General features: G+C 44.4%; 12 protein-coding genes. 6 read left to right on the top strand and 6 right to left on the bottom strand.

Annotated elements, in window-relative coordinates; genetic code table 11:
- Window positions 1-11 precede the first annotated feature (11 nt).
- Both ampE and ampD read right to left on the bottom strand, forming a co-directional pair.
- Window positions 12-863 (bottom strand): beta-lactamase regulator AmpE, encoded by an 852-nt coding sequence (gene ampE / locus QSH61_RS04910; RefSeq protein WP_095727228.1) that lies wholly within the window; start codon window positions 861-863, stop codon window positions 12-14.
- A 6-nt stretch (window positions 864-869) separates the two neighbouring features.
- Window positions 870-1,412 (bottom strand): 1,6-anhydro-N-acetylmuramyl-L-alanine amidase AmpD, encoded by a 543-nt coding sequence (ampD, locus tag QSH61_RS04905; RefSeq protein ID WP_010607337.1) that lies wholly within the window; start codon window positions 1,410-1,412, stop codon window positions 870-872.
- Between the two features lie 1,186 nt (window positions 1,413-2,598).
- On the opposite strand from ampD, the gene nadC reads away from it, so the two are divergent.
- The 6 genes from nadC (at window position 2,599) to pilB (ending at window position 9,248) form a co-directional block, all read left to right on the top strand.
- Window positions 2,599-3,441 carry a carboxylating nicotinate-nucleotide diphosphorylase gene (gene nadC, locus QSH61_RS04900; RefSeq protein WP_130126786.1) on the top strand — a complete coding sequence of 281 codons (843 nt, stop codon included), beginning with the start codon at window positions 2,599-2,601 and terminating at the stop codon, window positions 3,439-3,441.
- A 669-nt stretch (window positions 3,442-4,110) separates the two neighbouring features.
- A complete protein-coding gene (locus tag QSH61_RS04895) occupies window positions 4,111-4,554 on the top strand; it encodes a pilin (RefSeq protein ID WP_206471307.1) in 444 nt (147 codons plus the stop codon).
- A 38-nt stretch (window positions 4,555-4,592) separates the two neighbouring features.
- The gene (locus QSH61_RS04890; protein ID WP_206471306.1) at window positions 4,593-5,810 is read left to right on the top strand and encodes a type II secretion system F family protein; all 1,218 of its coding nucleotides are present in this window, start codon (window positions 4,593-4,595) and stop codon (window positions 5,808-5,810) included.
- A gap of 134 nt (window positions 5,811-5,944) precedes the next feature.
- On the top strand, window positions 5,945-6,823 hold the full coding sequence (locus tag QSH61_RS04885; protein ID WP_206471305.1) for a prepilin peptidase: 879 nt from the start codon (window positions 5,945-5,947) through the stop codon (window positions 6,821-6,823).
- A gap of 9 nt (window positions 6,824-6,832) precedes the next feature.
- Window positions 6,833-7,462: a dephospho-CoA kinase gene (coaE, locus tag QSH61_RS04880; protein ID WP_206471304.1), complete on the top strand. Its 630-nt coding sequence runs from the start codon at window positions 6,833-6,835 to the stop codon at window positions 7,460-7,462.
- Window positions 7,463-7,571: 109 nt separating this feature from the next.
- The gene (gene pilB, locus QSH61_RS04875) at window positions 7,572-9,248 is read left to right on the top strand and encodes a type IV-A pilus assembly ATPase PilB (protein ID WP_206471303.1); all 1,677 of its coding nucleotides are present in this window, start codon (window positions 7,572-7,574) and stop codon (window positions 9,246-9,248) included.
- Between the two features lie 445 nt (window positions 9,249-9,693).
- Here pilB and rlmM read toward each other — a convergent pair whose 3' ends face one another.
- Genes rlmM through QSH61_RS04855 form a run of 4 tightly spaced genes read right to left on the bottom strand, consistent with a single transcriptional unit; the run spans window position 9,694 to window position 12,694 of the window.
- Window positions 9,694-10,779: a 23S rRNA (cytidine(2498)-2'-O)-methyltransferase RlmM gene (gene rlmM, locus QSH61_RS04870; RefSeq protein WP_206471302.1), complete on the bottom strand. Its 1,086-nt coding sequence runs from the start codon at window positions 10,777-10,779 to the stop codon at window positions 9,694-9,696.
- A 13-nt stretch (window positions 10,780-10,792) separates the two neighbouring features.
- Window positions 10,793-11,161, bottom strand: a complete 369-nt coding sequence (locus QSH61_RS04865; RefSeq protein ID WP_206471301.1) for a DUF423 domain-containing protein — start codon at window positions 11,159-11,161, stop codon at window positions 10,793-10,795.
- Window positions 11,154-11,792, bottom strand: a complete 639-nt coding sequence (locus tag QSH61_RS04860) for an alpha/beta family hydrolase (protein ID WP_045989837.1) — start codon at window positions 11,790-11,792, stop codon at window positions 11,154-11,156. Before QSH61_RS04860 ends, QSH61_RS04865 begins: the two co-directional genes overlap by 8 nt.
- On the bottom strand, window positions 11,789-12,694 hold the full coding sequence (locus tag QSH61_RS04855) for a transcriptional regulator GcvA (RefSeq protein ID WP_128725963.1): 906 nt from the start codon (window positions 12,692-12,694) through the stop codon (window positions 11,789-11,791). The genes QSH61_RS04860 and QSH61_RS04855 overlap by 4 nt, the downstream gene beginning before the upstream one ends.
- Window positions 12,695-12,707: the final 13 nt, after the last annotated feature.

Below are 12,707 nucleotides of genomic sequence, written 5' to 3'. Positions count from 1 at the left end.
TGCAGCTACAGCTACTCCACCCAACCAAATAGGGTTAATACTGCGATAATCACGAGATAAAACAAAATATTACGTTTCACGAGGCGCATCATACAGCTTGCTTCAAAAGTACAACCTAAAAACTGTTGCTCAATTTGCTCAGCCGCAAGTGCAGTGCTTGTGACGATTTGACGATTTGTGGTTTTAAAATCTAGCACATACTTCAACCAACTTGACGTGCCTTTACTGAAGTTACCGATGATCAAAAAACCAAAGCTTGCGATCCGTGCCGGAAGCCAATTTAGCCAATAAAATAACCGGCAAAACTGCTCAAACACATGCTGTAGTGGCGGATTTTCTTGCTCATGATGCCAATGCACAATCTGTCTTACCATCGCATATAGCACAGCGCCCGGCGCGCCCAACGCCACAAACCAAAAAATAACTCCGCAGTAATGTTGAAAGTTGATCCACGAAAGCGTCTGACCAAACGTCTCGCCGCCCGGCTCATCTTCTAATTTGTCTTGCCCCATTTGCAACGCATAAAGCGTAGCCGCTTCGTTATCACCTCTGGTCAGCGCATTCAAATAGCCTTTATAAAGCTTGCGATATTTTGCACAGCCAAAACAGACTAAGAGCACACAGATATTGATTGCAAACTGCCAAAACACAAAGTCACTTAGGCTGTAAATAAAAGCAACAACCAATGCAGGAATAACTAACCAAAGCATCACACCGAAATGCGAACCCAACATGGCATTTGGCTGGGTCCAAGATTTGGTTTTCGCATAGTAACTTTGCAGGTAATAGTCGACTTGCCAGTAATTCGCCCGCGCGCCAAGTCGTTCAATAATAAGCGCGATGATGATAGAAATTAAGATCATGCTTGCCTAGCTCTCTTGGTTATTTAACAAGGTAAAATAATGCTGCCAATCAAATGCAGCCCCCGGATCTGTCTTTCTTCCAGGAGCAATATCATTGTGCCCTACAATACGATCATTCGTCAGCTTTGGATAGTGCTGCTGCAGCCAACGCGTTGTTTTTACTAAACTCGCATATTGTGCTTCGGTATATGGCGTGGTGTCTGTACCCTCCATTTCAATACCAATTGCAAAGTCATTACAACGCGTTCGACCTTGCCACTGCGACACTCCAGCATGCCAAGCCCGTTCAATGAAGGGAACGTATTGGGTGATGCTACCGTCACGACGTATAACGCAGTGCGCCGACACTCTTACTCCCTCTAAGTCAGAAAAAGTTGGATGTGCGCCGCAGTCCAGCGTGCCCATAAATAACTCTTCCACGTACGGCGTGCCAAAGCACCCTGCAGGCAGCGAGATATTGTGGACCACCAGTAAATCTATCTCACACGCTTGTGGTCTTTCATCGTAATGGGGGGATTGCTTGTGTTTAGCAAAAGGTAGCCAATTCAAAGTATTAGTTCCAAGCCTTGGTTTGCATTCGATTATAAAGACAAAATAAGACAAAAGGTAGGGATGGGTTTAGTATAACAATAGTGTCGCGACATCAAATCACAACAAACAACACCTAACCGTAGCAGCGGGTTTACCCCGCGACCTCCGTTTTGGCAGTCAACTCACTCCCTTCAAACACGGCTTTGTATTTCAAATACTCTGTCGCGACATAAAGTCGCTGCTACAAAAATACACAGTGGTTTCGACATAAAGTCACAGCAAGCAACACATAACCGTAGCAGCGGGTTTACCCCGCGACCTCCGTTTTGGCAGTCAACTCGTTCTCTACAAACAAAACTTTGCATTTCAAATACTCTGTCGCGACATAAAGTCGCTGCTACAAAAATACACTTTGGTTTCGACATAAAGTCACAGCAAGCAATACATAATCGTAGCAGCGGGTTTACCCCGCGACCTCCGTTTTGGCCATCAACTCATTCTTTACAAACACGGCTTTGTATTTCAAATACTCTGTCGCGACATAAAGTCGCTGCTACAAAAATACACAAGGGTTTCGACATAAAGTCACAGCAAGCAATGCATAATCGTAGCAGCGGGTTTACCCCGCGACCTCCGTTTTAGCCGTCAACTCAATTCTTTACAAACAAAGCTTTGCATTTCAAACACGCTGTCGCGACATAAAGTCGCTGCTACGAAAACACACATTGGTTTCGACATAAAGTCACAGCAAGCAATACATAATCGTAGCAGCGGGTTTACCCCGCGACCTCCGTTTTGACCGGCAACTCACTCCCTTCAAACACGGCTTTGCATTTCAAACACGCTGTCGCGACATAAAGTCGCTGCTACGAAAATACACATTGGTTTCGACATAAAGTCACAGCAAGCAACACATAACCGTAGCAGCGGGTTTACCCCGCGACCTCCGTTTTGGCAGTCAACTCATTCTCTACAAACAAAGCTTTGTATTTCAAATATTCTATCGCGACATAAAGTCGCTGCTACGAAAACACACAAGGGCTCAACATCAAATCACAGCAAACAACACATAACCGTAGCAGCGGGTTTACCCCGCGAAATAAAAGCCACCTCGCCAAATTTCGTGAATTTTTCTCCATCAATTGTACTCCTAGGCAAACGCGCGTAAAATTCGGCCATTGCAGAAAAAATGAAAAGACAACCTATGATTGACCAAAACCTTATCAGCCAAATGGTAAAGCAGGCGCTAGACGAAGACCTTAATTATCAAACACCAAACGAAGGTGATATTACCGCAGCCCTTATCCCAGAAACGCAGCAGGCAAATGCCTATGTGATCACAAGGGAAGATTGTGTGTTCGTTGGCAAGGCGTTAATCGAAGAAGTTTTTCAGCAGGTCGACCCAAGTGTTAGCGTCAACGTACTTGTGAACGACGGCGACTTTGTCACCGCCAACACCCGTTTGTTCACCGCAAGCGGCTCAGCAAGAGCGATCCTAACCGCTGAACGCACGGCGCTTAACTTTGTACAAACGCTATCGGGCACGGCAACCACCACAGCAAAATATGTTGAGATTTTAAGTGGTACGCAAACTAAACTACTAGATACACGTAAAACCATCCCAGGATTAAGAGCGCTACAAAAATACGCCGTTAAATGTGGCGGTGGTAAAAATCACAGAATTGGTCTATTCGATGCATATCTTATTAAAGAAAACCACATTGCCGCCTGTGGCAGTATCGCTAAAGCCGTTGCGACTGCGCGTAATAACCACCCAGACAAGCCGGTAGAAGTTGAAGTAGAAAACCTAGGCGAATTACAACAAGCCTTAGATGCTGGCAGCGATATTATTATGCTGGACAACTTCAGCGTAAGTGAAATTCAACAAGCGGTTGAAATCACGCAAGGTAAAGCTAAGCTAGAAGTCTCTGGTAATATGACCATTGAAATTTTGACGACTTACGCACAAGCCGGTGTTGATTTTATTTCAAGCGGCGCACTGACCAAGCATGTACAAAGCATCGACCTGTCGATGCGCTTTGAATAATGTAAAGTTTTAGACAACTACCTCTCTTTTATACATGTAAAAAGGGCCTTGATTGAGCCCTTTTGTTTTTCTGTCTTACTTAATGTGGCATTCAAGCTATCAATGCGACACTGCCAGTAATGGTTCAATTTTCTGTAGCTAGTCTTATTGAATAACAAAATCGCTACCATAAACGGAGTGTTCTGCACTTTCCCGTAATCCCACGTAATAGATAAAGTTTTCTATTTCGTTGACAAACCTACTTAAAACCCGTTAAATACGACAAAAGAACTAGAGTGTAACAAGATCTTAATGTTCGGTAACGATTGGTTCCGTTCGTTTTTTGAACCGATATTAGGAAAGCTTGAGCTACCGCAAGAGAATCAATAATTTATTATTAAAATTCAATTGCTGAGCTCAGCGTTTACTATTAAAGTAAATGTTAATTGTGATCGCTGAAACTAAATCGGTGCTACACTTCTAGTTGATTAGGGAACGGTCACAAACTTAACGGGTTTAGCTTTTAAGATTTTTGAATGATGAACTTGTTGCATCTTCTTGGTCGCCGTTAAGTCAATTTGAGCACACCAGTTTGTTGATTCGATGGATTGGTAATTATTGCAAAGGTTTTAATAAACGCTTAACTTAAACATTGTACGGTTAAGTCACTTAAAATTTAGGAGACACATCATGACTCAAAAACAACAGGGTGGTTTTACCCTAATCGAACTAATGATTGTAGTAGCAATCATCGGTATTCTAGCTGCGGTAGCACTGCCTGCTTATCAAGACTACACGCAACGAGCAAGAGCTGCAGAGCTTCTTCTAGCCGCGAGTACTGCTAAAACTTGCGTGACTGAAAGAGCGCAAGTAGGTCAAGATCCTGCACCTTGTGATGATAATTTTACGGGTACTCGTTTTGTAAGTGCTTTAGCTGTTACAACAGCCGGAGTTGTAACCGTTACAGGCGCTGATGCGTTACTTGGCTTAAACATAGTTTTAACACCCCAAAATGGCGAAAACGCAGCAACAGCAGATAATTTTACAGCCGGATTTCAAATTACTTCTTGGGAATGTACAGGGACTGTAACAGGTGATGCTAGCGCTAGTTGGTTACCAGGAAACTGTAGCTAATTTATACGAGGGTGTTCATACACCCTTTGTGAGATTCAATGTCCAATAAAGATCATGACACATTTATCTGGTCAGGTGTCAGTAACCGAGGCAAAAAGCTAAACGGTGAAATAACTGGCCAGAGTATAGCGCTTGTTAAAGCTCAGCTGCGGAAGCAGGGAATAACTCCTTCCAAAGTAAAACGAAAACCAAAACCTCTATTTGGATTTACCGGCACTAAAAAGATCAAGTCCTCTGACATTGCTACAACGACTCGACAGATTGCTACTATGCTTATGGCGGGAGTTTCTCTAGTACAAACCTTAGAGATGCTTGCCCGAGGCATAAAAAACAAAAGCCTATCAAAATTAATCAGTCATATTGCCGATGAAGTAAAAGCAGGCCAACCTCTCGCTAAATCTTTAAGAGCTTATCCTAGATATTTTGATGAACTCTACTGTGACCTTGTCCATTCCGGGGAACAGTCTGGTGCACTTGATACCATATTTGACCGCATCGCGCTTTATAAGGAAAAAACTGAAGCACTTAAGTCTAAGATTAAAAAGGCGCTATTCTACCCCATTGCTGTAGTGGCTGTAGCACTCATAGTTACTGGTATTTTGCTTATTTTCGTTGTACCTCAATTTCAAGATATCTTTGCAGGCTTTGGTGCTGAACTCCCCGCCTTTACGTTGATGGTCATCGCGATTTCCGAATTTATGCAGGAATATTGGTGGGTATTTGTGCTTGGTATTGGCCTTTTTGGTTATACCTATAAAGAAATGCTTATTCGCAGTCCTGCGGTAAAGCATTTTAACGACCGTATGATTTTACGTATTCCAGTGATTGGCGAGATCCTGAAAAAAGCGGCGGTGGCGCGTTATGCTCGTACGCTTTCTACCACCTTTGCAGCGGGTGTTCCCCTTGGCGATGCACTAGATTCTGCCGCAGGTGCGTCGGGCAATATTATTTACAAAAACGCAATTAAAGAAATAAAAGCAGAGGTTAACTCGGGTAACCAAATGCACTGGGCAATGCATAACACCAAAGTATTCCCTGATATGGTGGTGCAAATGGTGTCTATTGGTGAAGAATCGGGTTCTTTAGACGGTATGCTGGCAAAGGTCGCTAACATTTATGAGCAAGAAGTCGATGATGCGGTGGATGGCCTATCTAGCCTATTAGAACCATTAATTATGGTGGTACTCGGCGTACTGATCGGTGGCCTGATTATCGCCATGTACTTACCGATATTCCAACTAGGTTCAGTTATTTAATTTTGTTCACAAAATTACACTATTAAGAGGTGCAGTGCTGTGCCTCTCAATAGTGCTATGTGGTAAACTGCAAAAATCCATACCGAGTATGCCTCGGTAATTTAAACAAAAAAATATAAGCAAGCGCCCAACTTATGCAAGATATTATCAACTTGATGCAAACCCAGTTATGGTATTGGTTACTCACCGTCGGACTCGTCAGCCTTTGCATCGGTAGCTTTCTCAATGTGGTTATTCTTCGCTTACCTAAAATGATGAAGCAGAGCTGGCAATCAGAATGTCGCGTGTTGCTTGCCGATGAGCTACCAACACAAACCGCTGAAGCACCCGTGTTTAATTTAATTAAACCAAATTCTCATTGCCCCAGCTGCAAAACGCCGATTAAAGCGTGGCAAAACATTCCACTGATCAGCTGGCTATTATTAAAAGGCAAATGCAACCACTGCGACGCGTCAATCTCTGTCCGCTATCCTTTGGTGGAGCTAACAACCGCCCTACTCTCCATATGGGTTGCGTGGTATTTTGGTGCCACTTTAGAAGCCACTCTATATATTTTGATTACTTGGGTATTAGTCGCACTTACGGTTATCGATATCGACGAAATGTTACTGCCTGATCAGTTAACGCAACCAACTTTATGGTTAGTGTTGGTTGCCAGTTGTTTTGGTGTTGGCATTGAGCCCAATGATGCCATCATTGGTGCGGCCATAGGCTATTTGAGTTTATGGAGTGTGTATTGGCTCTTTAAATTACTCACAGGTAAAGAAGGCATGGGCTATGGCGACTTTAAACTGCTAGCCATCTTTGGGGCATTGATGGGCTGGCAAGCAATCTTAACCATAGTGCTACTTTCAAGCCTGGTCGGCGCAATCATTGGTAGCATCCAATTAAGTGTTCAAGGCCGAGATAAAGCCACCCCAATCCCATTTGGCCCTTACTTAGCCATCGCAGGCTGGATCACCCTAATGTACGGCGAGCAGCTACAGCTGTGGTACGTAAACTTAATAATGTAAAGTAACACAATGCTAAAAACGAATAATTGGATTTTAGGGGTGACGGGCGGTATTGGTGCAGGTAAAACGGCCATCACTAACCACTTGCAGCAAAAAGGGATAGTGGTTGTTGACGCCGATATCGTTGCACGAGAAGTAGTCGCACTAGGCAGCACTGGGCTACAAGCAATTACTGATGAGTTTGGCAGTGCCATTTTACAGCCTGACGGCAACTTAGACAGGGCTAAGTTAAGAGCCATTATTTTTGCTGATGCCGATAAAAAACAGTGGCTTAATGAGCTACTTCACCCGCTTATCCGTAATGAAATACTCACGCAGTTAAACGCAGCGCAAAGCGATTACGTGGTTTTAGCGGCGCCTCTGCTGTTCGAAAATGGTTTAGAGCGCTACTGCGACGCCACTTTACTTGTTGATGTCGCCGTTGATACGCAAATCGCGAGAACAATCAGCCGTGATTCGGTAGATGCAGCGCAAGTAAACCGTATTATCGAGTCGCAGTTACCGCGCTCAGATAAACAAGCAAAAGCGGACTACATATTAGACAACGACCAACCGCTAGTTGAAAGCCTGCAAGAGACAGATAGATTACACAATGAGTTTATCAATCTAGCAAAAGTGAAAGTAAGACTAAATAATTAGGCTAGACTTGGCTGTAAAACTTAATCTACACTCACAGTGATAGCTTGGCATTTTTCCAACTTAATGATAAATATTGAATATGCATTCAATGTGAAGGCAAAGAGGTACTATGGAACATCATTCCCCGCTACTGCGTAAATTTATTACCTTAGGGCGAGTTACTGCTGAGCAAATAAAGTCTCGCCAGTCAGAAGCAAACACCACCGCCGAGTTGATTTGCCTAAGTTCAGGAATGAGCTCCAAAGAGCTAGCTGAAGAATGCCTAGACTTATTCAAGGTGCCCTTTTTTAATCTTGATCACTTTAACGTTAGTGAAATTCCACCGGCGCTAGTCAAAGAAAAGCTGATCCGTAAGCACCATATTTTACCGCTGGTACAAAAAGGTAGAAAACTCTATGTAGCGGCTTCCGATCCTACTGATTTTGGCGCATTTGAGAACTTTGAGTTTAGTACTGGATTACAGTGTGAAGTCTTAGTCGCCGACTACAAAAAGCTCGAAGCAAAGATTGATCAGCTGTTTGATGCAACGGGCGGTCTCTCGATCTCTGAAGAAGAATTTAAAGAATTTGCCGACTTAGAAGTTGATGACGAGCCTAAACAGCAAAACACCAACGAAGATAAAGACGATGCGCCAATCATCGTTTATATCAATAAAATCTTAATGGACGCGATAAAAAAAGGCGCGTCGGATCTGCACTTTGAGCCCTACGAAAAAAAATACCGCGTGCGTTTTCGTATCGATGGCCTGCTGCATGAGATGGCAAGTCCACCAAACACACTGGCTACTCGCCTCGCCGCCCGTATCAAAGTGATGGCACACTTAGACATAGCGGAAAAACGCAAACCGCAAGATGGCCGTATTAAATTAAAGATTTCCGAGCGCAAAAGTATCGACTTTCGTGTGAGTACGCTGCCTACCATGTGGGGCGAGAAAATCGTAATGCGTATTCTAGATTCGTCCAGCGCCATGCTCGGCATTGACGTGCTAGGTTATGAACCTGAGCAAAAGCAGCTTTACCTCGACGCACTAGAGCAGCCTCAAGGCATGATTTTGGTAACCGGCCCAACGGGTTCCGGTAAAACCGTGTCACTTTACACTGGCTTGAATATTCTTAATCAGCCAGAGCGCAATATCAGCACCGCGGAAGACCCTGTAGAAATAAACCTTGAGGGTATTAACCAAGTACAAATCAATACCAAAGCGGATATGACTTTCGCCAATGCCTTGAGAGCATTCTTACGTCAGGATCCGGATGTGGTGATGGTTGGTGAGATCCGTGACCTTGAAACCGCTGAAATATCAATAAAAGCCGCCCAAACCGGTCACTTAGTATTGAGTACACTGCACACCAACTCTGCGCCTGAAACGCTCACCCGTCTATTAAACATGGGCGTGCCGGCGTACAACGTAGCAAGCTCGGTGAGTTTGATTATTGCCCAGCGTCTCGCAAGACGTCTTTGCCCTAAGTGTAAAACACCTGAAACGCTGCCAGAAGAAGCCTTGCTAGGGCAAGGCTTTACTGCCGAGCAAATTAAAGAGATTACCCTTTTTGCGCCTAAAGGCTGTGAACACTGCACCGATGGTTACAAAGGCCGTGTGGGCATTTATGAAGTGGTAAAAATCACGCCAGAGCTTTCGCACCTGATCATGGAAGGGGGAAACTCTCTTGAGATTGCCGAAAAAGCAGAGCAGTTAGGTTTTGATAACTTACGTAAATCTGGCCTGAAAAAAGCCGCCGCTGGAGTGACATCGCTTACAGAAATCAACCGCGTAACAAGCTATTAAGACTGATTGATTAAGACAAAAAGATCGCGATGTGAAATCGCTCCTACAACTAAGATTATACCCGTGTGGGAGCCGCTTTACGCGGCGAGATTGATGAAAAAGTTCGCGATGTGAAATCGCTCCTACAAATAAGGTAACATCGGTGTGGGAGCCGCTTTACGCGGCGAGCTTGATAAAAAAGATCGCGATGTGAAATCGCTCCTACAAATAAGATAACATCGGTGTGGGAGCCGCTTTACGCGGCGAGATTGATGAAAAATATCGCGATGTTAAATCGCGCCTACAAATAAGGTAACATCGGTGTGGGAGCCGCTTTACAAGGCGAGCCTGATGAAAAAGATCGCGATGTAAAATCGCTCCTACAAATAATCTAACATCTGTGTGGGAGCCGCTTTACGCGGCGATCTTTGTGTAAAATATCGCGATGTGAAATCGCTCCTACAAATCAGCTATACAAATTTTGCGGTACTTTAAGCACATTAATATGTACCGTGACTTCCTCACGGTCATGATATAGGTGCTTTGCTTGGATCTCATAATCCACATTGTACTTTTGCAGCTCTTCATGGATAAGCGTAAGACATTCATACACGCTATAGAAGCGTTTTTTCATCGGTAGCTTTAAGTTAAAGATCAGTTCTCGAGCGAACGCATTCACCACCCAGTCCACCATCAAATCAGCAACACGCGTTGGCTTTTCGACCATATCACACACCAGCCAATCAATATTGCGCTTTTCTGGGCGATATTTGAATCCATCTTCACGGTAGTGCTTCACTTGTCCCGTTTCCATCAGGTCATCATTCATCGGGCCATTATCGATTGAGGCGACAAACATGCCACGGCGTACGAGTTGGTATGTCCAACCACCAGGACAAGCACCTAAATCAACGGCTCGCATCCCCGCACGCACACGTGTCTCTTGCTGATCTTTAGGCACAAAGACATGGAATGCCTCGTCTAATTTTAGCGTCGAGCGGCTTGGTGCGTCCGATGGCATTCTCAGACGTGGGATCCCCATAAAGAATGGCGAATTGTTATCACTAAACGAATAACCGACATAAGCGGTGTTATTGGCAAGAAACAATACGTGTAATACAGGCTTGGTAGGTTTTAGCTCACGAGTCAGCTTGTTTTGTTTCTCGAGCGCCTTAGACAATGGGGTTGAAAACTTTTTACAGAATTTAGAAAGCTCTTTTCCTTCGTTAGTATCTGGCGTTTCAACGCGCAGCTCACCACACAAAGGAAAACCTTCCACAGCCGCTTTTATCACGCTCACTCTGTCTTCAATCGGCATATGGGTATGTAAAGTGCCAACAAACCACTGCCTTGCAAACACCAGTTTCTTAAAGTCGATTTTCTTCGCTAAGGTCTCAGCATCATTTGGCGAAAAGCACTCAAATGTTACAAAAGCAGTATTCGGCTTAGCTTTTACGTAGCCAGCAATTCCATGCTTTGCAGCATAATGATTAATTTCGGCTGCGGCGTCACTTTCAAAACCACCGCGACAATAGATAACGATACTCGACATTAGATTCTCTAGATTAAAAGGAAGATTTAGCAGCTTGAACTATCAATAAAATCCAAGCAATTAAAAAACAGGTACCACCGATTGGGGTGATTGGCCCTAGCCATTTCATGCCCGTTAAGGCTAGTAAGTACAGACTACCACTAAATAGCAATACACCCGCAATAAAAAAGCCACCAGCAACTTGTACCTTGAGGCCCCATTTGATTAAAAACGCGGTGGCAATAATGGCAAGGCCGTGAGTCATTTGGTACTGTGCCGCCGTATTAAAAATACCAATGGCATAGTCGCTCAAACGTCCTTTGAGACCGTGAGCGGCAAACGCGCCTAGAGCCACAGACAATAAACATAACACACTGCCAATAATCAAGTAGAGCTTAGCCATGACAGCGCTCCTTGATAAAATTCGCCGCAATCACGGCAGCATTCGCACGGCTCTCTGACTCGCTTACACCACTCACTTTACGAGGCTTGAGTGAATGGTCGCCATCTTTGAGCCATTTCACCATGACTTGCTCTGGAAAGCACATGGCATCAACCTCTGTACGATTGCCAAAGGTATCACGTTCGCCTTGTAAAATGAGCAGCGGACATTTCAGCTCAGGAAAATGGTCCACTCTGAGCTTTTCCGGCTTACCTGGCGGGTGGAATGGGTAACCAAACGCAAGTACCCCTTCCACTTTTACGGTGGTTTCACAGGCCAGCATAGATGCCATACGCCCGCCCATTGACTTACCACCAATGAAGAGCGGTAAACTTGGTTCTACTGCGGCCAATACTTGCTGAAAATACGCGAGTAGCTTAGGAGCACGCTCTGGTGGGCGTTTTTTCCCTTCTTGTTTGGCTTGCTGCATATATTCAAAGTCAAAGAGCCCAACTTGAACGCCCTTAGAGGCAAGCAATTTAGCCATTTCTTGCATAAAATCGCTATCGCTTCCTGCACCTGCACCATGGGCAAAAATAAACTGTGCAACTGGGTTTTCAGCATAGTGCCATTCGATATTTACTGCGCTCATAAACTATTTAACTCTTGTTCGTGTTCTACCATATCAAGCATCCATTCCTTGAATGAAACTATTTTACCCAGCTCTGACTGCGACTCTCTAAATACCAAGTAATAGGCATTTTTACTTTCAAGGTGGTGGCTAAATGGAATAACCAGTCGCCCTGCATCTATATCCGGTCTTGCCAGTACGCTATTGCCCAGCGCCACACCTTGGCCGTGAATTGCTGCCTGTAACACCATAGAGGAGTGACTGAAGATAGGCCCAGTATTTACTGCCACATTTCTGACCCCAGCGGTTTTCATCCATGCCTTCCAAGCACGACGCGTGGTGTCATGAAGCAAAGTATGCTGGGCCAAATCGCTTGGCTGATTGAGCGGTTTGGGGCCCGTTAATAAAAATGGGCTACACAATGGCACGAAGTACTCGGTATGTAGCTTATGGGTTTGCACCCCATTCCAGTTACCACGACCGTAGTAAATCGCGACATCAACGTCATCCGTTAACGAGTTGTCGTCGTGATCTTGGGCTTTGATCCGTACGTCGATTTCAGGGTGCAACTCGTTAAAGTTACTCAGCCTTGGTACCAACCATTGAATTGCAAAACTCGGCGTCAAACTCACCGTTAACGACCCTTTTGCGCCTCGCGCTAGGAGCTTTTCAGTCGCATCGATTAATTGTGAAAAAATATCTTTAATATCGAGGTAATAGCCCTGCCCTTCCTCAGTTAATAGTAAGGAGCGATTTTTGCGCAAAAACAGCTTTAAACCTAGATGTTCTTCTAAGATTTTAATTTGATGACTAACCGCAGCTTGAGTGACGTATAACTCCTCTGCTGCTTTGGTAAAGCTCAGGTGTCGTGCTGCCGCCTCAAAGGCTTTTAATGCATTTAATGGTGGAACTCGTCGTGACATTCATTCATGCCTA

Origin of the sequence: Pseudoalteromonas sp. JC3, from assembly GCF_030291895.1 — a bacterium.
GTDB lineage: Bacteria > Pseudomonadota > Gammaproteobacteria > Enterobacterales > Alteromonadaceae > Pseudoalteromonas.
Note: the sequence above shows the minus strand (reverse complement) of the source record. Positions and strands in the feature narration are given on the sequence as shown.

Coding starts and splice junctions, on each gene's coding strand:
- coaE (WP_206471304.1), top strand. CDS start 6,833: ATGCTAAAAACGAATAATTGGATTTTAGGGGTGACGGGCGGTATTGGT.
- QSH61_RS04865 (WP_206471301.1), bottom strand. CDS start 11,161: ATGGCTAAGCTCTACTTGATTATTGGCAGTGTGTTATGTTTATTGTCT.
- QSH61_RS04890 (WP_206471306.1), top strand. CDS start 4,593: ATGTCCAATAAAGATCATGACACATTTATCTGGTCAGGTGTCAGTAAC.
- ampE (WP_095727228.1), bottom strand. CDS start 863: ATGATCTTAATTTCTATCATCATCGCGCTTATTATTGAACGACTTGGC.
- QSH61_RS04895 (WP_206471307.1), top strand. CDS start 4,111: ATGACTCAAAAACAACAGGGTGGTTTTACCCTAATCGAACTAATGATT.
- nadC (WP_130126786.1), top strand. CDS start 2,599: ATGATTGACCAAAACCTTATCAGCCAAATGGTAAAGCAGGCGCTAGAC.
- pilB (WP_206471303.1), top strand. CDS start 7,572: ATGGAACATCATTCCCCGCTACTGCGTAAATTTATTACCTTAGGGCGA.
- QSH61_RS04885 (WP_206471305.1), top strand. CDS start 5,945: ATGCAAGATATTATCAACTTGATGCAAACCCAGTTATGGTATTGGTTA.
- rlmM (WP_206471302.1), bottom strand. CDS start 10,779: ATGTCGAGTATCGTTATCTATTGTCGCGGTGGTTTTGAAAGTGACGCC.
- QSH61_RS04860 (WP_045989837.1), bottom strand. CDS start 11,792: ATGAGCGCAGTAAATATCGAATGGCACTATGCTGAAAACCCAGTTGCA.
- QSH61_RS04855 (WP_128725963.1), bottom strand. CDS start 12,694: ATGTCACGACGAGTTCCACCATTAAATGCATTAAAAGCCTTTGAGGCG.